The sequence below is a fragment of the Labrys monachus genome (genome assembly GCF_030814655.1).
Lineage (GTDB): Bacteria > Pseudomonadota > Alphaproteobacteria > Rhizobiales > Labraceae > Labrys > Labrys monacha.
In genome coordinates this window covers 5988476-6011478 of sequence record NZ_JAUSVK010000001.1, presented here as the reverse complement: position 1 = coordinate 6011478, position 23003 = coordinate 5988476, and the positions used below count along the sequence as shown (strand labels likewise).

Below are 23003 nucleotides of genomic sequence, written 5' to 3'. Positions count from 1 at the left end.
GGGTGGAGAGGGGCTCGTGCCGTTATTTGGCGGCGGCCGCGGCGGCTGCCTCCGCCTGCAGGGCCTTGAGATCCCAGCAGGTGTCGGGCTTGAGGTCGGCCTTCGTCGTCGCCTTTTCGAGCGTGTAGATATAGGTCTTCGACGTGCCGGCGGGCTGGCCGCTCTGCAGCAGGAATTTGATGATGGCGTTCATGTCTGCCGATTGCCGGGCGAGATCGGTCATCACCACGGCGCCATAGGTGCCGTCCTGCAGCCGGTCGCAATCGGCGGTCTTCTCGCCGCCGCCGGTGGTGACCAGGAACACCTTGCCGTCGAGCTTGGCGTCGCGGATGGCGGCCGAAGCGCCGGTGGCGTCGCCGTCCCAGAAATCGATGATGCTGCAGATGTCCGGATGCTGCTGCAGCATGGTGGTGGTGACGTTGCGCGATGTGGTGGCGTCCCAGTTGGAATCGGGCTTGGCCACGACCTGGAAGTCGGGGTGCTTCTCCAGTACCTTCATGATGCCGTTATACTGGTAGAGGCTGGACGAGTTGACCTGGTCGCCCTGGACGAGGCCGATCTTCTTGGAGGAGTTCGGGCCGCATCCCTTGACGGCGGCTTCCGCTTCCAGCTGGCCGAGGCGGTCCCAGTCGCTGCCGACGAAGGCGTCGGCCGGGAAGTTGGCGGGATTGTCGACGAGGATGATGTAGGTGCCGGCCGCCTGCGCCTTCTTCATCAGCTTGGAATAGGAATTGAGGTCCGGCGCGTGGATGATGAGGACGTCCGGCCGGCTGTCGCCCGAGATCGCGTCGGTGATGGCCTGGGCGCCGGCATCCGTGCTCCAGTTCGGATCGCGCGTCTCGAAGGTGCCGCCCCAGGCGTCGACTTCCTTCTTGAGATAGGCGGCCCAGCCCTGGGCGAGGTCGAAGCCCATGGCGAGCGGCACCAGCATGACCCGCTTGCCCTTCATGGCCTGCGCATAGGCCGACGGGCCCGGATCGTCGGCCGCGGACGCAACCGTCGCGGTGAAGGCGGTGATGGAAAGTGCTGCGAGCGCGAGCCCGATGGTCTTCATCAATCTCATGTCATGCCCCTGTCGTCGAATGACGCATTCCGTGGAGGCCGAAACGATCCGGCCCCCTTCCTTCAGATGTCCCCCTGCTGGGCGGTTTGCTCGTCGCGCGGATTGAGGAGGCCGTCGACGATGATCGCCGCCAGAAGAATGGCTGCCTTGATCAGGTTCTGGTAGAGCAAGGGTATGTCGATGATCGTCATGGCGTCGAGCAGGATGCCGATCAGCGCGGCGCCGATCAGCACGTTGCGCACGCCGCCCTTGCCGCCGGACAGGCCGATGCCGCCGATCACCGCCACCAGCACGATGTCGTAGAGCAGGCTCGAATTGACCACCCGCGTGTTGATGGAATGCAGGCTCGACGCGGTGAGGATGCCCGCGATGAAGGCGACGAGCGCCGAGATCACATAGCGCAGCACCAGCATCGGCCGCACGGGGATGCCGATATTGCGCGCGGCGGCGGGATTGTCGCCGGCCAGATAGACATAGCGGCCCCATTTGGTGAAGCGCAGGAACAGGAACATCGCTCCCGCGAGCGCGGCGAAGATGAAGACCTCAATGGGAATGGTGAAATAGCGCAGCCCGCCGAGCCGCTCGACCCAGTGGCCGGGCGGCACCGGCACCGCATCCTGGGTGATCAGCTGCGAGCGCACGAAGCCGAAGACGAAGGCGGCGGTGGCGAGCGTGACGAAGAGGGCGGGCACCTCGGCATAGGCGATGAGGAAGCCGTTGAGGAGGCCGAGGCACAGCACGCCGGCCAGCACCGAGGCGAGGGCGACGCCGTCGCTGGTGCCGCTGTTCAGCATCTGCAGATACCAGGCGACCGACATCGCCATGATCGCCACGGCCGACAGGTCGATGCCCCGCCCGATGATGACGACGGCCATGCCGAGCGCGAGGATGCCAAGCACCGAGACGGAGCGCACGATGGCGACGAGATTGTCGGGGGTGAGGAAGCCGTGCAGGCCGATGGCCGCCGCGCCGAAAAGCAGGACGGCGACGACCAGGACGATGCCTTCCTGGCTCATCCGCTTCCAGCCTGCCCCGCCGCCTTGCGCCATATCCCCGCTTCCCACGCCGCCTGCGCCGCATGAACGCGTCGGCGCAGGCGGTTGAAGCTAGCGGGGACGCAGGCGCCGTCAATAGCAAGCGCGCCATGCGAGCAAAAATCCTGGGCTGATCTTCAGGCGCCCGAGGCGGAGGCGGTCGGTGTCGTCCTGCGCGCCTTGCGGCAGGCAGCGGCGCGGTGCAGACATGGGGCGGCAAGATGATGGAAGCAGGTTCGCGAAAGGAAGGGACCATGGCCTGTCCGTGCAGAATCATCCCGTCCCCGGTCGGCGCGCTGAAGCTCGTCGCCGGTGCCGGCGGCCTCGCCGCGATCCTGTGGGAGAACGACGATCCCGGCCGCGTCCGCCTCGGCCCCCTCGTCGAGGATCCCGGCGACCCTGTCCTCGCCGAGACCGAACGCCAGCTCGGCGCCTATTTCGCCGGGGCGCTCAGGATTTTCACCGTACCGCTCGATTTCAGGGGAACGGCGTTCCAGCAGAGCGTGTGGAAGGCGCTGCTCACCATTCCCTTCGGCGAGACGCGCAGCTATGGCGACATCGCACGCCAGATCGGCCGGCCGGCGGCGGTCCGTGCCGTCGGGGCCGCCAATGGCCGGAACCCGATCTCCATCATCACGCCTTGCCACCGCGTGATCGGCGCGAACGGCGCGCTCACCGGCTTTGCCGGCGGCCTGGCCGCCAAGCGGCGCCTGCTCGACATGGAGAGCGGCCGGCTCGCCTTCTGAGCGCTCTTCCGATCGTTCAGCCATTGCCGATGAGGATGCCGGTGGCCAGCACCAGCGCGCCGCCGAGCATCACCTTGGCGGCAGCCGACAAGGGCGGCGTCTCCATGAAGCGCCACTGGATCCAGGCGATCGCCAGGAGTTCGAACACCACGACGATGCAGGCGACCAGCGTCGCGAGGTAGAAGTCGGGAATGAGGTAGGGGATGGTGTGGCCGATGCCGCCCGCCACCGTCATCAGGCCGCAGACGATGCCGCGCAGCAGCGGCGTGCCGCGGCCGGAAAGCTTGCCGTCGTCGGCGAGCGCCTCGGCGAAGCCCATCGAGATGCCGGCGCCGAGCGAGGCGGCGAGGCCGACCTTGAGCGCATTGGTGGAATCATGGGTGGCGAAGGCGGCGGCGAACACCGGAGCGAGCGTCGACACCGAGCCGTCCATCAGCCCGACGAGGCCGGGCTGGATGATCTGCAGGATGAAGTTGCGGCTGGCGCTCGCATCCTCCTTCTCCCGCACGTCCTGCGGCAGGCGCTCGGCCTCGAATTCGCCGGCCTTCTGCTCGTGCTGGGCTTCGGCGTCGGCGAGGTCGCCGAGGAGCTTGCGGATGCCCGCGTCGCTGGTCCGTCCGGCCGCCGCCCGGTAGAAGCGCTCGGCGTCCCGCTCCATCTGCGCGGCATGGCGGCGCACGGCCTCCACGCCGAGCGGGCGCACCTGCCACACCCGCTTGCGGGGAATGTTGCCGCGGATGTCGTGCCGCCGGATCAGCGGGATATGGTCCCCGAAGCGGTCGACGAAGAGGTCGATCAACTGCCGGCGATGCTCGCTTTCCTCGGCCGCCATGTCGTCGAACAGGCGGGCGGTGTCGGGATATTCCTCCCGCAGCGTATGGGCGAAATCGGCAAGGATGCGGCCGTCTTCCTCCTCATTGCTGATGGCGAGGGCCAGGATTTCGGTTTCGGTCAGTTCGTCGAAGGATTTCATCGTGCAGCCGTACCCAGATTAGATTTATTCTAAACTAGAGCGGCGCGCCGGGGATGACAACCGCCTTGAGGAATTTTTCGCGCCGTCCAAGCGGAGTTTCACCGGCGAGAACCCCCGTGAAACTCCGCAAGACTCTTGAAAGGATGCAGCGATTTCGGTCCATCCGTTGGATGGGCCCGAAAATTCTGCTTAGGATTCGCCGCCGCCCTTCCGGGCATGCCCGAGGGGTGCCGTCATGATCGAGATCCGTTCCGCCTCCGCCTCCGCCCGTATCACCCCGGTGGCGGCCATGCTGAGCGACGTCGCCTTCCGCCTGCCGTCCGGCCGCCTGTTCCGGCCGTTCGCGCAGGCGCCCTGGTTCGGCTCGACGGAGGCTGGCCTGCCCGGCCATCTGCGTTGGCTCGGCAGCGAATTCGTCTGCCTGCCCTTCGGCGTCGGCGGGCCGCTCGAGGAGATTGCGGGGGATTGGCGGCATTTGCCGGTCGAAGCCGTCAACGAGCCGGCGCATGGGCCGGCGGCCGAAGAGGCCTGGACGGTGCTCGTGCAGGCCGCCGACAGCATTCGCCTCGCGCTCGACTATCCCGCCGATCATCCGATCCGCCGGCTGGAGCGCAGCATCGCCGCCGCGGCGGACGGTCCGGCGCTCGATCTCGAACTCGCCGTGGAGAGCCGCGTGCCGGCGCGAACCTCCATCGGCCTCCACCCCATTCTCGACCTTGCCGTGCCCGAGCGGAGCCTGTCGGTCGCGGCGCGTTTCGATTTCGGACTGACCTATCCGGCACGCGTGCCCGGCGGCGGCATGGCGAGCGCCGTCGGCCGGACGTTCGAGCGGCTTTGCGCCGTGCCGGCGGCGGGCGGCGGCCTCGTCGACCTGTCGCGCCTGCCGCTCGGCCCCCCGGTCGAGGACGTGGTGCAGCTCTGCGGCCTGCGCGGACCCGTCGAGATCCGCTTCGAGCACGCCGGCGCCGGCTTGCGCATCGATTGGGACCGGTCTCTCTTGCCCTCGTGCCAGATGTGGATCAGCGACCGCGCGCTACAGGCGCCGCCCTGGAGCGGGCGCTATCGCGGCCTCGGTATCGAACCGATCGCCTCCGCCTTCGATCTCGCCAATGCCGTTTCGCTGGCGGACAATCCTATCGCGGAACGCGGCGTGAAGACCGCCGTCACCGTCGAGCCCGGCGCGCCGCTGCGCATCCGCTACCGGCTGGAAGCGTTCGAGCTGTAAGAAAGACTTGCGACCATGGCGGGAAGGTCTCTGGCGACAGGTTCCATTCGGTGCAGCGCCTTTTATAGGCATGAATTCATTGCGGCCGCACTCGTATCTGTATATACAGAAACATGACGGTCGAGTTCGACGCGGACAAGGATGCGCGCAATATGGAGAAGCACGGCATTTCGCTTGCCCGTGCCGAGGAGATGGACGTCAGGGCCTTTCTGGAGGACGTTCGCGCCGACTACGGCGAGAAACGCTACCGCGCCTGGGGCTTCATCGATGGCGAGGCTCATTCCCTCGCCTACACGCTGCGCGCCGGCGTGCTGCGCCCGATCAGCCTGCGTCGCGCTCATGCAAAGGAGATGAAACGCTATGTCCCCTAGACCTTTCGTCACCGATCCGGACAACCCCGAATGGACGGAGGAGGACTTTGCCAACGCCAGGCCGGCCCATGAAATGCCGGATGACATGAAGGCCGTTTTCAAGAATGCGGGCGGCAGGCCGAAGAAAGAGGATCCGAAGCGGCCGGTCTCGATCCGGCTGAGCCCCGAGGTCGTCGACTATTTCAAATCCGGCGGCCCCGGCTGGCAGACGCGGATCGACGACACGCTCCGGAAGGCTATCGGCATCGGCTCGACCCCACGAAAGATCGCGGCCGGCGGCAAAACGCCATCGCCCGTCGCCGCGCGACAGGGGCGCAAATAGATCCTGTCTCGGTTCAAGCCCTCAATCCAGCGGGAACGGCCGGTCCTCCAACCCCTCCACCCCGGCGTCGATGGCGAAGAGATGGCCCGAGAGCGGCGCGGCGGCGAGCATCACCGGGCTCAGATCGAGGCGGGCGGTGGTGACGTAGAGGGTGGCGAGGCCGGGGTCGCCGAAGGCGAGGCTGGTGACGCGCGGCACCGGCAGCAGGATGACGCGCAGGCGCTCCCCCTCCGGCGAGAAGCGGGTGATGCGCCAGCCGTCCCAATGCGCCACCCAGACGCCGCCTTCGGCATCGACCGCGAGGCCGTCCGGCAGGCCCTCGTCCATGGCGAAGCTGGCGAAGACGCGCCGGCCCGTGGGCTTCGGGCTGTCGGGTGCGATGTCGTAGGCGAGGATGCGCCGGCCGATCGAATCGCTGAAATACAGCGTGCGCCCGTCCGGCGAGAAGGCGGGGCCGTTGGAGACGACGAAGCCGGCATCGGCCATGACGGGCGCGGCGCCGGGTGCGAGGCACCACAGCACGCCGCGCGGCTCGGCCTCGGCCGCGTCGCTGGTGCCGATCCACAGCCGGCCCCAGCGGTCGACCTTGCCGTCATTGTAGAGGAGGCCGGCGCGACCCTGCTCCGGGGCGACGAAGGGCGTGAGCCCGCCGGTCCGCGCGTCGAGCAGCGACAGGCCGGCCGGATGGGCGAGCAGCAGCGTGCCGGGGCGCCCGGTCGGGATCACCGGCCCCAGCGGCGTGGGCGCGTCGAGCGCGAGGCGGCTGGCCGCCTTCGTCGCCGGGGCGTAGCCGAACAGCGCGGGCTCGACCAGGTCGAGCCAGAGGAGGCGGCCCTCCCGTGCGTCCCAGGCCGCGGCCTCGCCGAGCGTGTTGGCGCATTCGGCAGCGATGCGGATCATGATCGTTTCGCCTCCCTGTCGCGAAAGCGCGCGCGGGCGCGCTGGAGATGGGCCTTGCCGTCGAGGATCGCCCGCAGCATGCCTTCCTCGGCCGCTGCGGCATCGCCCCGGTTGATGGCGTTGAAGATGCCGATATGGATGGCCAGGTCCTCCTCGAAACGCGAGCTGCTTTCCTCCAGCGCCTCCTGCTGGATGCGGAAGCTGAACTGCAGGAAGTTCGCCACCGTGTGGGCGAAGCGCTTGAGGAGGACGTTGTGCGAGGCGGCGAACACCACCATGTGGAATTTGACGTCGGCCCTCGCATAGGCGGCGACGTCGCCGATCGAGGCCTGCATGTCGGCGCAGGCCTGGGAGATGCTGGCGATGTCGTCGAGGGTCGCCCGGCCGGCGGCGAAGCGCGCGGCGGGCGGCTCGACCAGCTGGCGCATCTCGATGAGGTCCTTGAGGATGTCCTGGTCGAGGCTGTCGAAGGTGTGCCAGGACAGCACGTCGCCGTCGAAGATGTTCCATTCGTCGCGGGCCCGGACGCGGGTGCCGACCTTCTGGCGGGTCTCGACCAGCCCCTTGGCGGAGAGCACCTTGATTACCTCGCGGATGGTGGTGCGGCTCGCGCCATAGGTCTCCATCAGCTCGGCTTCGCGCGGCAGCGTGACGTTGGGCGGGTAGAGGCCGCGCACGATGCTTTCGCCGAGCGTGCGGATCAGCCGGCCCTGTACGCCGCGCAGGCGGTAGCTGGTCGAGCCGGACTCCGGCCGCTCAGCCGTGGCGTCGTCGTCGATCCACAGGAACCCCGTGTCGCGCGAACTGTTCATGGTTGCGTCCCGCTCCTCCTCGGCCGTCCCGCCTGTCGCGCGCCTGCGTCGGCCCGATGCATCAGAAAGTCGCCGTCATGCCGCCGTCCACGGTCAGGACATGTCCGGTAACATAGCTCGCTCCCGGCGTGCACAGAAACAGGATGGCGGCGGCGACTTCCTCGGCGGTGCCGGGCCGGCGGAGCGGGATCTTGCCGTGCCGGACATAGACGTCCTGGAACCATTCGGTCTCGTATTCGGTGCGTCCGTCCTCCAGCCGCGCCATCGGCGTGTCGATGAAGCCGGGCGCCACGGCGTTGACGTTGATGCCGCGCGGCGCCAGTTCGCAGGCGAGCCCCCGTGTCAGGTTGACGAGGGCGCCCTTGGCCGCGCCATAGGCGAGCGAGCCCGTGGTGCCGCGAAAGCCCTGGATCGACGCGACGTTGACGATGCGCCCGCAATCGCTTGCCGCGAGCCGGCCCGCTGCCGCCAGGCTCGCATGCAGGGCGCCTTCGAGGTTGACGTCGAGGACGCGCCGCCAGCGCGCAGCGTCGAAATCTGCCACGGAATCGGATGGGCCGATGCCGGCATTGTTGACGAGGCAGTCGAGCCGGCCCCAGGCCTCGGCGGCCGCCGCGATCATCGCCTCGATCGACGGGCGGTCGGCGACGTCGGTGCGGGCGAAGAGCGCAGTGCCGCCCTCCGCCGCGATCGCGGCGACCGTGTCGGCGCCGTCCGCCTCGACGATGTCGGCGACGAGGACCCGCGCCCCGGCGCGCGCCAGCTGCATCGCCGTCGCGCGGCCGATGCCGCGCGCCCCGCCGGTCACCACGGCGACGCGGCCGGCGAGGTCGTGGAGCGAGCGCGCCGCGCCGCCCTCGGCCATCAGACGAGGTCCGGCGTGGCGAAGAGGCGCTCGCCGCGGACCTTGATCTCGACGTCGACGAGATAGGTCCTGAGCGCCGCGAGGTCGATGTCGATGCCGAGGCCCGGCGCGTCGGGGACGAGGATCTCGCCATCGGCGTCGCGCGTGATGTGGTTGCGGGTCAGGTCGATGGCGAGCTGCTTCGGAGCCACCGGATATTCGCAGATGCGATGATGCGCGAGGCCGGCGAAGGGCTGGATCGAGGCGCTCAGGGCGAGATGCGAGGTGAAGGTGTGGTTCACATAGGTGACGCCCTTGGCCACCGCGTAGTCGGCGATCTTCTTGGCCGGGCCGATGCCGCCGATGCGGCCGCAATCGATCTGCACGAAGCCGACCTGGCCGTAGTCGATGAGCTGGCGTGCCATGAACACATTATGGGCGCCCTCGCCGCCGGCGAGCTTGACCTTGGGGCTGCGCCGGGCCAGCGCGCCATAGGCTTCGAGGGCGCTGGCATGGAACGGCTCCTCCAGCCAGACGGCGCCGGCCGCCTCCAGCGCCGGCAGGCGGGCCGCCGCCGCCTCGACGTCCTCGCCGAAGATCTGGCCGACATCGACGAGGAGGATGCCGTCCGGGCCGAGACCCTCGCGGGCGGCCAGGATATGGTCGCGGTCGATCTCGACCGCGCCGCGGCCGACCGGACCCCAGCCGAACTTGACCGCCGCGAACCCCTTGGCGCGGGCGGCCCTGCCGAGATCGAGCGTCTCCTGCGGCGTGTCGCCGAAGAGCTGGGAGGCATAGGGCGTCTTCTTCTCGGCGCGCCGGTAGCCGAGCAGCTTCCACACCGGCTCGCCGCGCACCTTGCCGAGAAGGTCCCACAGCGCCATCTCGACGCCCGACCAGGTGTGGGCGGCCTGCAGCAGGTCCATGCTGTCATATTCGACCAGCGCCGCCATGCGGGCGATGTCGGCCGGGCCTTCGAAGGCCTGGCCGAGCACCGAGGCGCCGACCGGGCGGCAGACGCCGTGCGACATCGGGCAGACGAAGGCGGCGATGGAGACGAGCGGCGAGGCCTCGCATTCGCCCCAGCCGACATGGCCGCCGGCCGAGACCCTCACCAGAAGCGCGTCCTGGCTTCCGTCCGCCTCCGTCGTGATCTCGGGCATGGCAAGATAGAAGAAGTCAACGGCATCGATTTTCATGGGAAGACAAGACTCCGTACTGTCACAAGGCGCGATTGCCAGCGCGTTGCTGCATGAAGCCGACGGCGAGCGTGATGCCGGCGGCGAAGACGAGGATAAGGGTGGCGAGGGCGTTGATCTCCGGCACGAAGCCGACCCGCATCATGCCCCACAGGCGGATCGGCAGGGTCGATTCCGAGCCGGCGAGGAAAAGGGTGATCAGCGTCTCGTCGAAGGACATCGAGAAGGCGAGGAGGCCGCCGGCGATCAGCGCCGGCCTGAGCTGCGGCAGGATGACCAGCCAGAGCGTCTGCCAGCGCGAGGCGCCGAGGTCGAGCGAGGCCTCCGTCAGGCTCTTGCCGAGGATCTGCAGCCGGACGAGGACGGTGCGGTAGACGATCGGCACGATGAAGACGACATGCCCGACCACGATGGTGAGGATGCCGCGGGTGATGTCGAGCTGCCGGAAGAAGATCAGCAGAGCGAGGCCGGTGATGATCGGGGGCAGCAGGAAGGGCAGGAAGATCAGCCCCTGCATGAGGAGGCCGAGCGAGCGCCGCGCCGTGACGAAATAGAAGGCGAAGAGCACCCCGAGCACCAGCGCCAGCGCCGTCGCGACGACGCCGATGAAACAGGTGGTGGCGAGGGCGGAGAGGATGTCGTCGTTCACCCACAGCCGCGCATAGGGCTCCAGCGAGAACGGCGCGAACGACATCACGCCCCTGAGCCGGACGAGCTGGAAGAAGGACAGCGCCGACACCGCCGCGAGCGGGGCGTAGAGGCACAGGAAGGTCAGCACCGTGACGATGCCGAGCACGAGGTCGATGAAGCCCGCGCGCCGCGTCATCGCACATGCTCCTTGCGCAGGAAGAGCCCGGCGATCGCGACGGCGGCGAGCGCGGTGCCGAGCAGGATGACGGCGAAGGCCGAGCCGAGCGGCCAGTTGAGCGCCAGGCCGAACTGGCTGAAGACGATGCGGCCGAAGGTGAAGCCTTCGGTGCCGCCGACCATCTGCGGCGTGACGAAATCCCCGAAGGTGAGCACGAAGGTGAAGACGCCGGCGACGACGATGCCCGGCATCGCCAGCGGCGCCACGATATGCAGCAATTCGTCCCGGGTCCTCCCGCCGAGATCGGCGGAGGCGGCGAGATAGTTCGGGGGGATGCGGTCGAGCGCCAGGTAGATCGGCAGGATCGCATAGGGGAGGTAGACGATCGCCAGCGTCAGGAAGATGGCGGTGCGGCTGAACAGGAGGGCCTCGATCGGCTGGCCGGTCAGGCCGATCGCCATCAGGCCCTCGTTGAGGAGGCCGCGCTGGCCCAATATGCCCCGGATCGAATAGATCTTGATGATGTAGCTCATGAACAGCGGCAGGACGAAGGCCATGAGCAGGAGGAAGCGCACGCGCGCGGCGCGGCGGAAGATGAACAGGGCGACGAAGGACGCCAGCACCGTGTTGACCACGGTGACCTCCAGCGACAGCAGCACCGTGCCGCCATAGACGGAGAGATAGCTGTCGTCGCCGAGGAAGGCGAGGTAGTTGCCGAGGGTGAACTGCGTGACGATGTGGCCATTGTCCAGCGTCCAGAAGCTGATGAGGACGAAGGACAGGATCGGCGCCAGCACGAACAGCAGGGGCAGGCCGAGATTGAGCCCGTGCCAGGCAGCCTTGAGGAGCAGGGGGCGGGCGCTCATGGGCGCGACGCTCCGGGCCGGGTGATCACGGCGGTGTCCGCCGCGGACCAGGACAGGGTGAGGGGCGAGCCGGGCGCGACAGGCGCCGCCCCGCCGAGCTGGCGCAGCTTGATCCGCAGCTCCGGCGCCGCATCGGGGCGCACTTCCAGCATCGCCGTCGGCCCCAGGAAGTGGCTGCTCGCGACGGTCGCCTGCAGCCGGTTCTCGCCGGTTGCGGCCGTGCCGATATGTTCGGGCCGGACCGCGACGAGAACCGAGGCGCCTGGCGCGGCCGGGCCGCCGGGAATGCCCGCGAAGGTGCCGAGCACCGTCTCGACGCGGACCATGCCGCCGTCCGCCGCGGCGATCCTGCCTTCCAGCACGTTGTTCTCGCCGAAGAAATTGGCGACGAAGGCGGTGCGGGGCCGGTGATAGATCTCGTGGGGCGTTCCTTCCTGCTCGATGCGGCCGTCGGCGACCACGACGATGCGGTCGGACAGCACGATGGCCTCCTCCTGGTCGTGGGTGATGAACACGAAGGCGATGCCGAGCCGCCGCTGCAGGTCCTTGAGGAAGCGCTGCATCTGGGCGCGCAGCGAAACGTCGAGCGCCGCCAGCGGCTCGTCGAGCAGGATGAGCCGCGGCTCGCATATGATCGCCCGCGCCAGGGCGACGCGCTGGCGCTGCCCGCCGGAGAGCTGGGCCGGGAAGCGCTCGCCGAACTGGTCGAGGCCGACGGTGGCGAGGACCTCGTCGACGCGCCGGGCGATCTCGGCCCTGGCCACGCCGCGCACGCGCAGCCCGTAGCCGACATTGCCGCGCACGCTCATGTGGTGGAACAGGGCATAGTCCTGGAACACCGTGTTGAACGGGCGCCGGTTGATCGGGACGCGCGCGAGGTCGCGGCCCTCGAACATCAGGCGGCCCTCGTCGATCGATTCGAAGCCGCCGATGATCCTGAGGATCGTCGTCTTGCCCGAGCCGCTGGGGCCGAGAATGGTCAGGAACTCATTGTCCGCGACATGCAGGTCGACGCCGTGGAGCACCGTCACGGATCCGTAACGCTTGGAGACGCTGTCGAAATGGAGAAGGGGCTGCACGTGGTGAAATCCCGAATGAGCCGGACCGTTCGCGGGGATCGGCCGGGCCTGCGCCATGCGCCGCCCGGTCATCGAAGCCGCGGTCAGTTGCTGGCCTTGACCTCGTTCCACAGCGCCTGGCGGCGGTTGTAGTCCTCGGGATTCTTGGCCCAGATCAGCTTGTCCGCATAGTCCATGCCCTCGGCGGGCGCCGTGGTGCTGGCCCAGCCCGACTTCACCGCCATGTCGGCGCCGATCTTCTTCTGGAAGGCGAAGTTGATCCAGGCATAGGCGAATTCGGGATGCGGCGAGCCGGCGCTGACCGTGAGGTTGTCGAGCCAGCCGACGGCGCCCTCCTTCGGGATGGTATAGCCGACGTCGAAGCCCTTCTTCTTCAGGTTGATGGCATTGAGCTCGCCCATCGAGAACATCAGCACGACATTGTTCTCCGACCAGATCGTCGTTCCCTCGTCGAAGCCGGCGAAATAGGTGAGGAGGTTGTGCTTGAGGTCGACCAGCTTCTGCTTGACCTGCGCGAACTGGGCGTCGTCGAGCTTGAAGGGGTCCTTGATGCCGAGCGCGATGGCCGCGAAGTTCACGCAATTGTTGGCGTCGTCGAGCGAGATGACCTTGCCCTTGTATTGCGGATCCCACAGCACGGACCAGGAGGTCGGCGCCTGCGGGAAGGTCTTCTTGTCGTAGACGAGGCCGAGCGAGCCCCAGGCCCAGGGAATGCCGTAGGTCACATTGTCGAACGTGGCGTTCGCCATCGGCTGGAACTGCGGCAGGAGGTTGTCGAAGCTGGTGAATTTCGACTTGTCGATCGGCGCGACCAGCTTCTGGTCCGCGAAGGCCTTGAGGCTCGCGGTATCGACGGCGACGACGTCGTAATCCTTGCCGTTCGACGCCTTCATCTTGGCGATCTGTTCGTCCACCCCGCCGACATAGGTGACCTTGACGGCGATGCCGGTCTCGTCCTGGAATTCCTTCACCCAGGCCGGGTCGGCATAGCCTTCATAGGTGAGCAGCCGGACCTCGCCCTTCGATTGTGCCAGGGCGGCGCCCGATACGCCCAGCGCCAGGGCGACGGCCGCGGCACAGGCTGCAATGGTAAGCTTCATGATGTCCCCTCTCGTGTTGGTCACGACGTTTGGCAGGACATAATCATCGTACTTTATATCGGACGTCAACCCGTCTCGCGCAGGACAGAGGGGAGTGGAAAGGATGGAGAGGATGCGTATGCCTGGCAAGATGGCTGCGAGGCGACGGATTTCCAGCCTGGAGACCGATTTTTGTGGGCGTTCGGTCGATCTCGGTCCTTTTCATTAAATCGTACTTTATGACCCGTCCGGTGAGGGCGCCCCCTGGTGCGCGGACGTCCCGTCCGCTCTTCCCCTCCGCTTCCTTTGCGACGAGGCGTTTCCAAGGGCGGACGGGACGTCCGCGCACCCGGAAGGGCCGGCCTGCCTTGCCGGCTCCGTCTACCCGACCGGATAGGGCGCCTGCCCGAAGGAGGCGGCATGGTAGCCCTTGCTTCCCACCGCGCGGGCCAGCGGGCTGCGGAAGTCCGTGCCGGCGCGCAGGCTGTCGAGCACGTGCCGGAAATCGCAGCGCGGCCGCCAGTCCAGCGCCGCCCGCGCGCGGTCGTTGACATAGACGCGGTCGATCTGCGGGACCAGCCTCCAGCCCCGCGCGGCATACAGCGCCTCGCAGTCCGGGAACAGCCGCCGCACCACGGCGGCGGCGTCGCGGCGCAGCGGGCCGAGATCGTCCGGCGAGAACGGCGTCGTCGCCGAGACGATATAGCGCCCGAAGCCGATCGCGGCCGCCTTGCCGGCGGCGAGCAGATGGGCCTCGACGACATCCGCGAGATCGACGCGCCGATGCAGCATTTCGTTGGCCTGGACGTTGGCGGTCTCGTAGGCGTCCCTGACCGCCGCCTCGTCGTCGGCCTCCGGAAAGAACCGGGACGTGCGCAGCACGATCACCGGCAGGCGCTGGCGGCGGAAGGCCAGTTCGCACAGGCTTTCGGCAGCGACCTTGGTCACGCCGTAGATGTTGCGCGGGACCGGTGCGACCGTCTCGGTGATCCAGGCTGCCGGCTCCCCCGGCGCCGGCGTCAGGGCGGCGCCGAACGCGCTCGTCGTGCTGGTGAAGACGAAGGCGCCGACGCCGGCGGCGGCCGCTTCCTCGAGCAGCGCCAGCGTGCCGGTGACATTGGTGTCGAGGAAATCCTGGGCGGCATGGGTCGCCACATGCGGCTTGTGCAGCGTCGCCGTGTGGAGGACGGCGCGCACGCCCGCCATGCAGCGCCGCACGAAGTCCCGGTCGGCGATCGAGCCGACGCGGTCGGTGAACCGGGACGGCTTGATGTCGAGCCCGAGCGCCGCTTCGCCCGCGGCGCGCAGGCGGATCATCAGCGCTTCGCCGAGATGGCCGGCGCTGCCGGTCACGAGGATGGTCATCGCCGCCATGTCCTTTCTGGAGCCGCAGCGACGCTACGGGGAGTCGGCCGGCGGGGCCACGCATAAGATATGCGGGGTGCCGACGGGCTCAGGCGAGCGTCGTCACGAGGCGGCCGGCGGTGCCGTCGGCGAGCACGATGCGCTCCCACAACATGCGGCCGGGACGGATGGGAAGGAGCGGGTGGCCGTTGGAGCCGGTGTCGACAGCGAGGCTGTCCAGCCGGCCGTCGTGCCAGCCGAGTTCGCCCAGCCTCGCTTCGGCCGCCAGGATCTCCGCGGACGCGTAGGCAAGCAGGGATCTGCCGATGAAGGCGGACGGGTCGCCCTTCCACTCGGCTTGGCGCGGGCGGGAGGCGGCGAGCAGCCGGTGCGTCCGGTCGCAGATGAGATGCACCTTGCCGGCGGAGGATTCCACCAGGCGTTTCAGAGCGGCGTCCTGCGCCCGTCCGGCCGGCGGCGCGAGGAGGCGCTCGATGGCGGCGCGCCGGGGCTCGGGAAGGGGCAGAAGGCCGCGTTCCCAGCGGGAGACCGTGGTCTGGGCAACGTCCAGGAGTTCGGCGAGATGGGCCTGCTTCATGCCGCGCAGGAGGCGCATGCGGCGCAGGGAGGCTGCATCGTTCACGGCTTGCTCCGCTTCCTTTCCGGCCCGCCCGCGCCGGGACGGCTTTTCGACGGCCGCCGCAACGCTCGCGGGCTCCGATTCGATGATCCGGCTTTCGTCCGCTGCCGCGACGGGGGCGGACTCGGCTCCCGGAACCTTAGCATCCCCCCGGGGCATTATGGCAGGGTGACTGCGGAGGCAAAGGTTCGCATGGCGCCTTGAAATCGCCCGGAGTTCTGCAATTTTGACGTGAAACCCGGCCGGATGGCACAATTTCAACCCATTTGGATAGCGACCGAGACGTGAAATGTCAACACTTGCAATGCGGTTGCTTCACAAGTAGGCTGGATATAATGAGTATCTTTTGCAATATACCTTGAATTTACTTGGTGTTGTAGTTGGGATTTCCTGCCCGCGATGGCCTATTCGGAGGAACGGAAGGCATATGTCGACAGCTGACAACCGCGCTTTCACCGAAAGGACGCCGGCAATACGGGAGCAGATCGCGGCGGCCCCGCAGGACTGGGCCCTGTTCCTCGATCTCGACGGCACGTTGCTCGACATCGCCGAGCATCCCTGGGACGTGCGCACGCCGCCATGGCTTCCCGGCAAGCTGGAAGGGATCGAGGCCGGGCTCTCCGGCGCCATGGCGATCGTCAGCGGCCGCCCGCTGGCCGACATCGACCGCCTTCTCGAACCCTCGCGTTTCTGCGCGGCGGCCGAGCACGGCGCCGAGATGCGCCTCGCCGACGACAGGGAGGTCGTCGGCTTCGCGCTGGCGACGGACCCGCTCCTGCTTGCGGCGATCGAGGAAGCCGTGGGCGGATTCGCCGGCGTGGTGGTCGAGCCCAAGGCGACGGCGATCGCCGTGCATTACAGGGCTGCGCCGGACAAGGGCGAAGCGGTGTTCGGCGCGCTGAGCGAGGTGCTGGCGCAGGTCGGCGGCGACAGGCGCATCATGGCCGGGCGCTTCGTCTTCGAGGTGGTGGCGACACGTATCTCCAAGGCCCAGGCCGTCAAATTCCTGCTCTCCTTGCCGGCCTTCGCCGGGCGCACGCCGGTCTTCATCGGCGACGATGTCTCGGACGAGGAGGCCTGCCTGTTCGTCGAGGAGCAGGGGGGCGTGGCCCTGCGCGTCGCCGGCGAATATTTCAGCCTCGACCGCTCCGCCTTCCGCTCGCCCGACGAGGTCCGTCTGTGGATCGCCACGCTGGCCGGCGACCTCGAGCGGGTCCGCGAGGGAGCGCTTCGCGCATGAGCCGCGGGGAGGCCGTGTCCGGGCACCGCGCCGATGCCGGTTCCTTCCTTGGCAGCGACGGCATCGAAGGCAGGTTTTCGGGCCCGACCCCGGCCTTGCCCGGCACATTTCATTGACAGGGCGGATGCGCGGGCTCATCGCGATGTCGGCCCGCGTCCAGAAGAGGTCATGATCATGCTTGATGGTTCGAGGAGGCACGCCGGTCCGTCGCGGCCGGCTGGCGGCAATGCGCATGAAGGCCGGCTCAGCCGGGCGGGAGGCGGGGCATGAAGCTCCGCCTGGCCGATGGCGTCAAGTTCGCGGCGGCGGGCGTCATCCTGGTCGTGGCCCTGATCGCCGGCGTCGCCCCCTTCTCCAAAACCTTCATCGAACACTGGTCGCGACGCGACGTCGAAGCCCGTTCCCGCCTCGTCTACAACGCCATCCAGGGGCCGGTTTCCCACGCGCTGGCCACCGGCGACATGGACCGGCTCGGCTCGATCTTCGACGGCGTCGCGCAGGACAACCGCATCCTCGCGGTCGGTCTGTGCGATCCGAGCGGGCGCCTGCTGAAGCCGACCAAGCTGATGCCGCCGACCTTCTCATGCGACAATCTCCCCGATGAGGAAGCCGGAAATTTCTCCACCCTCACCAGGGGGCGGCAGAACATTCTCGTCGGCACCTTTCCCCTCGCCGAGCAGAGCGGCAAGGCGCATCTGATCATCCTGCATGACCTCAGCTTCATCGATGTCCGCTCCGACACCGCCCAGACCTTCGTCGCCCTGACCTTCGCCGGCTTTGCCGTCGTCATCGCCGGCATCGCCGCCATCTTCGTGTTCTTCATGCTGCGAGGCTGGATGCGCTCCTTGCAGATGGCCGTCGAGGATGTGCGGTCCGGGCGCCCGCTGTCGCCCGAACGGCGCGAACTGACGCCGATCGACGCGCAGATCCAGACGCTGCTGCGCGAGATCGGGCGGGTGCCGTTCGAGACCACCCAGATCGACTGGAACCCCGACGCGCTGCAGCGCCTCCTGCACGACGCCCTGCCGGGCGCGGAAGTCCTGATCGTCGCCAATCGCGAGCCCTATATCCATATCCGCACCGGCCAGAAGGTCACGGTGCAGACGCCGGCGAGCGGCCTGGTCTCGGCGCTGGAGCCGGTGATGCGGGCCTGCGGCGGCACCTGGATCGCCCATGGCAGCGGCAATGCCGATCGCGAGACGGTGGACCGCAACGACAAGATCGCCGTGCCCCCGCAGGACCCCGCCTACACGCTGCGGCGCATCTGGCTCACCGACGAGGAGCAGGACGGCTATTATTACGGGCTGGCGAACGAAGGCCTGTGGCCGCTCTGCCACATCGCCTTCGTCCGCCCCACCTTCCGCGAGGAGGACTGGCACGCCTATGAGATCGTCAACGAGCGCTTCGCCGATGCGGTCGCCCAGGAGGCGCGCACCGAGGATCCGATCGTGCTGGTGCAGGACTATCATTTCGCCCTGGCGCCGCGCATGATCCGCGAACGCCTGCCGCGGGCGACCATCATCACCTTCTGGCACATCCCCTGGCCCAATGCCGAGACGTTCGGCATCTGCCCCTGGAAGGAGAGGATCATCGAGGGCCTGCTGGGCAGCACGATCCTCGGCTTCCACACCCAGTTCCACTGCAACAATTTCTTCGAGACGGTCGACCGCTATGTCGAGAGCCGCATCGACCGCGAGAGGGCGACGGTGACGCTCGGCGGCCACGAAACCATGGTCCGGCCCTATCCGATCTCGATCGAATGGCCGCCGCGGGCGCTCGCCAGCCAGCCGCCCGTCGAGACGTGCCGCGCCGAGGTGCGGCGGGACCTCGGCCTGCCGCCCGACATCAAGCTCGCCGTCGGCATCGAGCGCTTCGACTATACCAAGGGCCTGCTCGACCGCATGAAGGCGGTCGACGCCCTGCTGACGAGCACGCCGTCCTGGAAGGGCCATTTCGTCTTCGTCCAGGTCGCGGCGCCGACGCGCAGCAAGCTCTTCGCCTACAGCAACCTGCAGAATGAGGCGGAAGCCCTGGTCGAGGAGATCAACCAGCGGCACGGCGAGGGCGACTACAAGCCGATCCTGCTGATCGTGCGCCACCATGAGCATGACGAGGTGTTCAAGCTGTTCCGCGCCGCCGACCTGTGCATCGTCAGCAGCCTGCATGACGGCATGAACCTCGTCGCCAAGGAATTCGTCGCCGCCCGCGACGACGAGCAGGGCGTGCTGGTGCTGTCGAGCTTCACCGGCGCCTCGCGCGAGATGTCGGAGGCCCTGATCGTCAATCCCTACCACGCGCAGGAAATGGCGCAGGCGATCGAGACGGCGCTGTCGATGCCGGCCCAGGAGCAGCGCGAGCGCATCCGCGTCATGCGCCAGCAGGTGCAGGAGCGCAACGTCTATCGCTGGGCCGGCCGCATGCTGCTCGACGCCGCGCAGGTCCGCCAGCGCCAGCGCATCCTCGACATCGGCAACCGGAACAGGGAGCAGTGAGCGGGACGTTCTCCCTAGATGCGCCCCACCACCCCGGCATATTCCGCGATGGGGAGCGGCCGTCCGATGTAATATCCCTGCACATGGTCGCAGCCTTCGCGGGCGAGGAAGGCGAGTTCCTCCTCGGTTTCGACCCCCTCGGCGAGAACCGGCAATCGCAGGCCGTGAGCAAGCCCCAGCACGGCCCGCACGATCGCCGCCGATTGGGGATTGTCCTCGATCTTCGTCACGAAGGTGCGATCGATCTTGATCTTGTCGAAGGGGAACGACTGAAGATAGGACAATGATGAATATCCGCTTCCGAAGTCGTCCATCGCGATCCGCACGCCCAGAGCCTTGACCTCGCGGAGGATCGACGCGATGCGCCCGGAATCGTCCATCAACACGCCTTCCGTGATCTCCAGTTCGAGCTGGTTCGAGGCGAGGCCGGTTTCGAGAAGGATGGAACGGATAAGGCCGGGCAGATCGCTGTGCTGGAATTGCACCGGAGACAGATTGACGGCCACGCCCAGGGGAAGCGGCCAGGATGCAGCCTCACGGCATACCTCGCGCAGCACCCACTCGCCGATCGGCACGATGAGGCGGCTCTCTTCGGCGAGGGGGATGAAGGTGCCCGGAGAAACCCATCCCCGGGTTGGATGCCGCCAACGCAGCAGGGCCTCGAATCCGGTGATCTTGCCGGCGATTTCCGCCTGCGGCTGATAGAACACGACCAGTTCGCCGCGCTCGATCGCGGAGGCCAGCTCGCGCCGCATCGAACGGCGTTCGCGCAGCTTCTTGTCCATCTCGGGTGTATATGACCGCGAGACCCCCGGTCCTTCCTTCTTGGCGCGATGGAGCGCGGCGTCCGCATTTGCCAGAAGCGTTGTCGCATCGCCGCCATCGTCCGGAAAGATCGCAATGCCGATGCCCAGGCTTGTGCGGATAGGCTCGCCTAGAATATCCAGATCGCCGCTGACGGCGTCGATCACCCGATCGGCGAGCGCGATGCTTGCTGCCCTGTCCGCCTTGGCGATCAGCGCGAACTCGTCGCCGCCGATGCGCGCCACCAATCCCCCCTCGGCGACGGCGAGGAGCCTGCGCGATACTTCGCACAACAATTGGTCTCCGGAGGCATGGCCGAAGATGTCGTTGACCTCCTTGAGGTGATCGAGGTCGATGCTGAGAATGGCGAAACGGTCGCCCGTGTCGATGGACGCCTTCAGTATCGCGGCAAGACGCTCATTGAACGCAGTCCTGTTCGGCAGGTCCGTCAAGGGATCGTGCAGCGCCAGATGGGCAATGCGCTTGTCGGCCCGGGCGCGCTCGGTGACATCCCGGATGACGGCCAGCATGTGCAGCGGTGCGCCGTCCGCACCCTTCAGCAAGATGCGGTTCAGCGTGATGAAACGCGAGTCCCCCGAGCGCAAATTGATCGCGTGGCTGTCGACGGCGAGTTCGCCGTTTCGCAACAGTTCCTCGTCCTGCCTGGTAATTTCCTCGATGGCCGTCGCGGGATAGACCTCTTCGATCAGCTTTCCGATGACATTCTCGCGAGTCATGCCGAGAAAGTCTTCCGCGGCCTTGTTCAGAAGGATGAACCGTCCGCTCCGGGCATCCCTGACGAAGATCGCGTCCGGTATGCTTTCGATCACGACGGCCAGGAACTCCTGCGCGCGCCGCAATTCGTCTCGCGCCTTCAGGCGCTCGGTCCCGTCCACGACGGCGACCAGCTGTCCGCTGCGTCCCTCATAGGTGATCGATCGCGCGTAGACGTCGACGAGAAGCTCGCCGCCGTCTGCCCTCTTGTGCCGCCATGTGCTGCCGTTCTCGGCCGTCCATTCCCTGCCGGCGGCGCTTCTCGCGGCCTCCCACTCCTCTTTCGGTCGAATATCCAGGATCGTCATCGAAAGGAACTGGTCGCGGCTATAGCCATAGCGCTCCACAGCCGCATTGTTGACCGCGAGGAAGCGGAGGCTTTCCCGATCGAAGACCCACATGGGAACGGGGTTGCTGTCGAACAGCAGATCGAAGGCTTCCTCCTCCAGACCCAGGGCGGCCCGCGCCTGTGCCAATTCGTTGCCGATGCGGGTTTGCCCGGTGATGTCGTCATATGTCGAAAGCCAGCCCCCGCCGGTCGTCGGCTGGTGGGAAACCCGAACGATGCGGCCATCCTTCAGTTCGAGCAGGGCGGCGGAATGCCCGGCCCGATCCGCAGCGTCGAGCGGCCTCCAGACATGGGATTTGGGATCCTCGTCCGGAAGCGGACCGAACATGGCTCCATGATGGAGGATGTCGAGAAGCGGGGTCCCCGGCTTTGCAAGCTCCGGCGGCAGATCGAAGAGATCGGCGTAACGGCCGTTGCCGTGGATCAGCCGTCGCCGGGAATCAAACATGCAGACGGCTTGCGGCATCGCTTCCAGGGCGGTTTCGACGCGCACCGTCCGCCCGCCGAGGAGATCGTATGCCCCTCGTTTGATCGCCTTGATCGCCGGGACTATTTCAGAAAGCCGCTTCAATACCGTCCCCCCGACCCGGCTGTAACAATCGTCAGAGCCCGACCGGAAGCACTTCCAAGAAGACACTCTGACGCCCCACCTCACTACGTTGTAGCGTACGCCGAGTGGATGCAAATACAACCTGATTCGTTCAGTCGAAAAATAAGATCCTTATCTCCTGGTCTGAACTTGACTAAAGATTTTAAGGATTTCCTTCGAAATAATATTTCGCTTAAATTTGCAATTAAACTCAATTAATTTGTTCTATTAACGCGAACGTGATACATATCAAAAATATAAATGGTCGTCTTATGAAGCAGTAGGGGTATTTTATTTAAACCTATTGGCAATAAAAAGCATAATTTTCTTGAAGCGCTGTTCCTGTCGGCATCACTTGGCTGGAGCGTTTGTTTGTCGGCACCGGCTGCGCCGCCTGGCACACTATGATGCCGGCGCAGTCAACCGCCCACTTCGCTGGCCGCGATCCGGCCCGCCACCATACCAATCGTCATATCGCGATCTCCTCGATCCCGGTCTGAGAAGGCTTCCGCGCCTACTGATCGAAGCGCCAGCTTCCGTTCAGCGCATTGTCGCGCGTCGTGCGGATGCCGACGATCACCATGGCGAGGATGGTCACGAGATAGGGGATCAGCTCGAGCAGCTGCGGCGCCGCGCCGGTGACCTGCGGCAGTCGCACCGAGAGCGCCGTCGCCAGGCCGAACAGCACGGCGACGGCCGCGGTGCGTACCGGCCGCCCCTTGGCGAAGAAGATCGCCGCCAGGGCGATCAGGCCGCGATCATTGTTCATCTGCTTGGCGAACAGCGAGACATAGCCGAGCGACAGATAGGCGCCGGCGAGGCCGCAGAACAGGCCGCTGAGCAGCATGGTCTGGAATTTCACCCGCTCGACGGGGATGCCGGCGGCGCGCGCGGCGTCCTCGGCCTCGCCGACCACCCGCACCCGGAGGCCCCAGCGCGTGCGGTAGAGCCACCAATGCACCACGGGTATGGCGAGATAGGCGACGTAGACGAGGAGGGTATGGCCGCTGGCCAGCGGCCCGACCACCGGTATGTCGGCGACGAAGGGGATGTCGATGGCCGGGAAGGTGGGGATGGCGTCGGAGGCGAACACGCCGTCCTGGCCGAGCAGGCTCTTGAGGAGCAGGGCGGTGAGGCCATAGGCGAGGAAGGTGACGGCGATGCCGACGATGAAGATATGGGCGCGGAAGCGCAGGTTGAACAGCGCCATCAGCGCCGCCATCAGCATGCCCGCGAGGATGCCGGCCAGCACGCCGACGGCGAGGCTGCCCGAGATATAGGCGGCGGCGATGGCGGCGAAGGCGGCGACGATCATGAAGCCATCCAGCGCGATGTTCAGCATGCCCGCCTGGAAGGTGAAGAGGCCGCCCAGCGCCGCGAAGATCAGCGGCGTGGAGATGCGGATGGCGGAGAAGGCGATGTCGGAAATCATGGCGCTCGCTCCTGCGGA

21 protein-coding genes are annotated in these 23003 nt (G+C 67.1%); 6 read left to right on the top strand and 15 right to left on the bottom strand.

What is annotated here, in order from left to right:
- Positions 1-22: 22 nt before the first annotated feature.
- Both J3R73_RS27445 and J3R73_RS27440 read right to left on the bottom strand, forming a co-directional pair.
- Complete coding sequence (locus tag J3R73_RS27445) at positions 23-1063, bottom strand: sugar ABC transporter substrate-binding protein (RefSeq protein WP_307434840.1); 1041 nt, start codon at positions 1061-1063, stop codon at positions 23-25.
- A 62-nt stretch (positions 1064-1125) separates the two neighbouring features.
- Positions 1126-2112, bottom strand: a complete 987-nt coding sequence (locus J3R73_RS27440; protein ID WP_307434837.1) for an ABC transporter permease — start codon at positions 2110-2112, stop codon at positions 1126-1128.
- Positions 2113-2351: 239 nt separating this feature from the next.
- Between J3R73_RS27440 and J3R73_RS27435 the strand changes: the two genes are divergently transcribed.
- Positions 2352-2843: a methylated-DNA--[protein]-cysteine S-methyltransferase gene (locus tag J3R73_RS27435; protein ID WP_307434834.1), complete on the top strand. Its 492-nt coding sequence runs from the start codon at positions 2352-2354 to the stop codon at positions 2841-2843.
- Between the two features lie 16 nt (positions 2844-2859).
- Here the strand turns inward: J3R73_RS27435 and mbfA are convergent, their stop codons facing one another.
- Positions 2860-3816 carry an iron exporter MbfA gene (mbfA, locus tag J3R73_RS27430; RefSeq protein ID WP_307434831.1) on the bottom strand — a complete coding sequence of 319 codons (957 nt, stop codon included), beginning with the start codon at positions 3814-3816 and terminating at the stop codon, positions 2860-2862.
- 235 nt (positions 3817-4051) lie between these two features.
- Between mbfA and J3R73_RS27425 the strand changes: the two genes are divergently transcribed.
- The 3 genes from J3R73_RS27425 to J3R73_RS27415 all read left to right on the top strand — a co-directional run bounded on the left by J3R73_RS27425 (position 4052) and on the right by J3R73_RS27415 (position 5734).
- Positions 4052-5041: an aldose epimerase family protein gene (locus J3R73_RS27425; RefSeq protein WP_307434828.1), complete on the top strand. Its 990-nt coding sequence runs from the start codon at positions 4052-4054 to the stop codon at positions 5039-5041.
- 113 nt (positions 5042-5154) lie between these two features.
- Positions 5155-5412 (top strand): BrnT family toxin, encoded by a 258-nt coding sequence (locus J3R73_RS27420; RefSeq protein ID WP_307434826.1) that lies wholly within the window; start codon positions 5155-5157, stop codon positions 5410-5412.
- Positions 5402-5734, top strand: a complete 333-nt coding sequence (locus J3R73_RS27415) for a BrnA antitoxin family protein (protein WP_307434823.1) — start codon at positions 5402-5404, stop codon at positions 5732-5734. Before J3R73_RS27420 ends, J3R73_RS27415 begins: the two co-directional genes overlap by 11 nt.
- Before the next feature lie 21 nt (positions 5735-5755).
- Here the strand turns inward: J3R73_RS27415 and J3R73_RS27410 are convergent, their stop codons facing one another.
- The 10 genes from J3R73_RS27410 to J3R73_RS27365 form a co-directional block, all read right to left on the bottom strand.
- A complete protein-coding gene (locus J3R73_RS27410) occupies positions 5756-6634 on the bottom strand; it encodes an SMP-30/gluconolactonase/LRE family protein (RefSeq protein ID WP_307434821.1) in 879 nt (292 codons plus the stop codon).
- Positions 6631-7446: a FadR/GntR family transcriptional regulator gene (locus J3R73_RS27405; protein ID WP_307434818.1), complete on the bottom strand. Its 816-nt coding sequence runs from the start codon at positions 7444-7446 to the stop codon at positions 6631-6633. Before J3R73_RS27405 ends, J3R73_RS27410 begins: the two co-directional genes overlap by 4 nt.
- A 61-nt stretch (positions 7447-7507) precedes the next feature.
- Entirely contained in the window at positions 7508-8311 is an 804-nt protein-coding gene (locus tag J3R73_RS27400) for an SDR family NAD(P)-dependent oxidoreductase (protein ID WP_307434815.1), read from the bottom strand.
- Positions 8311-9489 carry a mandelate racemase/muconate lactonizing enzyme family protein gene (locus J3R73_RS27395; protein ID WP_307434812.1) on the bottom strand — a complete coding sequence of 393 codons (1179 nt, stop codon included), beginning with the start codon at positions 9487-9489 and terminating at the stop codon, positions 8311-8313. Before J3R73_RS27395 ends, J3R73_RS27400 begins: the two co-directional genes overlap by 1 nt.
- A gap of 22 nt (positions 9490-9511) precedes the next feature.
- Positions 9512-10315 (bottom strand): ABC transporter permease, encoded by an 804-nt coding sequence (locus J3R73_RS27390; RefSeq protein ID WP_307434808.1) that lies wholly within the window; start codon positions 10313-10315, stop codon positions 9512-9514.
- Positions 10312-11163 (bottom strand): ABC transporter permease, encoded by an 852-nt coding sequence (locus J3R73_RS27385; protein ID WP_307434805.1) that lies wholly within the window; start codon positions 11161-11163, stop codon positions 10312-10314. The genes J3R73_RS27390 and J3R73_RS27385 overlap by 4 nt, the downstream gene beginning before the upstream one ends.
- Positions 11160-12242 carry an ABC transporter ATP-binding protein gene (locus J3R73_RS27380; RefSeq protein ID WP_307434802.1) on the bottom strand — a complete coding sequence of 361 codons (1083 nt, stop codon included), beginning with the start codon at positions 12240-12242 and terminating at the stop codon, positions 11160-11162. Before J3R73_RS27380 ends, J3R73_RS27385 begins: the two co-directional genes overlap by 4 nt.
- Positions 12243-12325: 83 nt before the next feature.
- Positions 12326-13342 carry an ABC transporter substrate-binding protein gene (locus J3R73_RS27375; RefSeq protein ID WP_307434799.1) on the bottom strand — a complete coding sequence of 339 codons (1017 nt, stop codon included), beginning with the start codon at positions 13340-13342 and terminating at the stop codon, positions 12326-12328.
- A gap of 360 nt (positions 13343-13702) precedes the next feature.
- Positions 13703-14686, bottom strand: a complete 984-nt coding sequence (locus tag J3R73_RS27370; RefSeq protein ID WP_307434796.1) for an NAD-dependent epimerase/dehydratase family protein — start codon at positions 14684-14686, stop codon at positions 13703-13705.
- A gap of 88 nt (positions 14687-14774) precedes the next feature.
- Positions 14775-15308 carry a helix-turn-helix domain-containing protein gene (locus J3R73_RS27365; protein WP_370880024.1) on the bottom strand — a complete coding sequence of 178 codons (534 nt, stop codon included), beginning with the start codon at positions 15306-15308 and terminating at the stop codon, positions 14775-14777.
- Positions 15309-15732: 424 nt separating this feature from the next.
- On the opposite strand from J3R73_RS27365, the gene otsB reads away from it, so the two are divergent.
- Complete coding sequence (gene otsB, locus J3R73_RS27360; protein ID WP_307434793.1) at positions 15733-16545, top strand: trehalose-phosphatase; 813 nt, start codon at positions 15733-15735, stop codon at positions 16543-16545.
- Between the two features lie 266 nt (positions 16546-16811).
- On the top strand, positions 16812-19037 hold the full coding sequence (locus tag J3R73_RS27355) for an alpha,alpha-trehalose-phosphate synthase (UDP-forming) (protein ID WP_307434790.1): 2226 nt from the start codon (positions 16812-16814) through the stop codon (positions 19035-19037).
- Positions 19038-19051: 14 nt separating this feature from the next.
- Here J3R73_RS27355 and J3R73_RS27350 read toward each other — a convergent pair whose 3' ends face one another.
- Both J3R73_RS27350 and J3R73_RS27345 read right to left on the bottom strand, forming a co-directional pair.
- Positions 19052-21535 carry an EAL domain-containing protein gene (locus tag J3R73_RS27350; RefSeq protein ID WP_307434787.1) on the bottom strand — a complete coding sequence of 828 codons (2484 nt, stop codon included), beginning with the start codon at positions 21533-21535 and terminating at the stop codon, positions 19052-19054.
- 532 nt (positions 21536-22067) lie between these two features.
- A complete protein-coding gene (locus tag J3R73_RS27345; protein ID WP_307434784.1) occupies positions 22068-22985 on the bottom strand; it encodes an ABC transporter permease in 918 nt (305 codons plus the stop codon).
- Positions 22986-23003 lie beyond the last annotated feature (18 nt).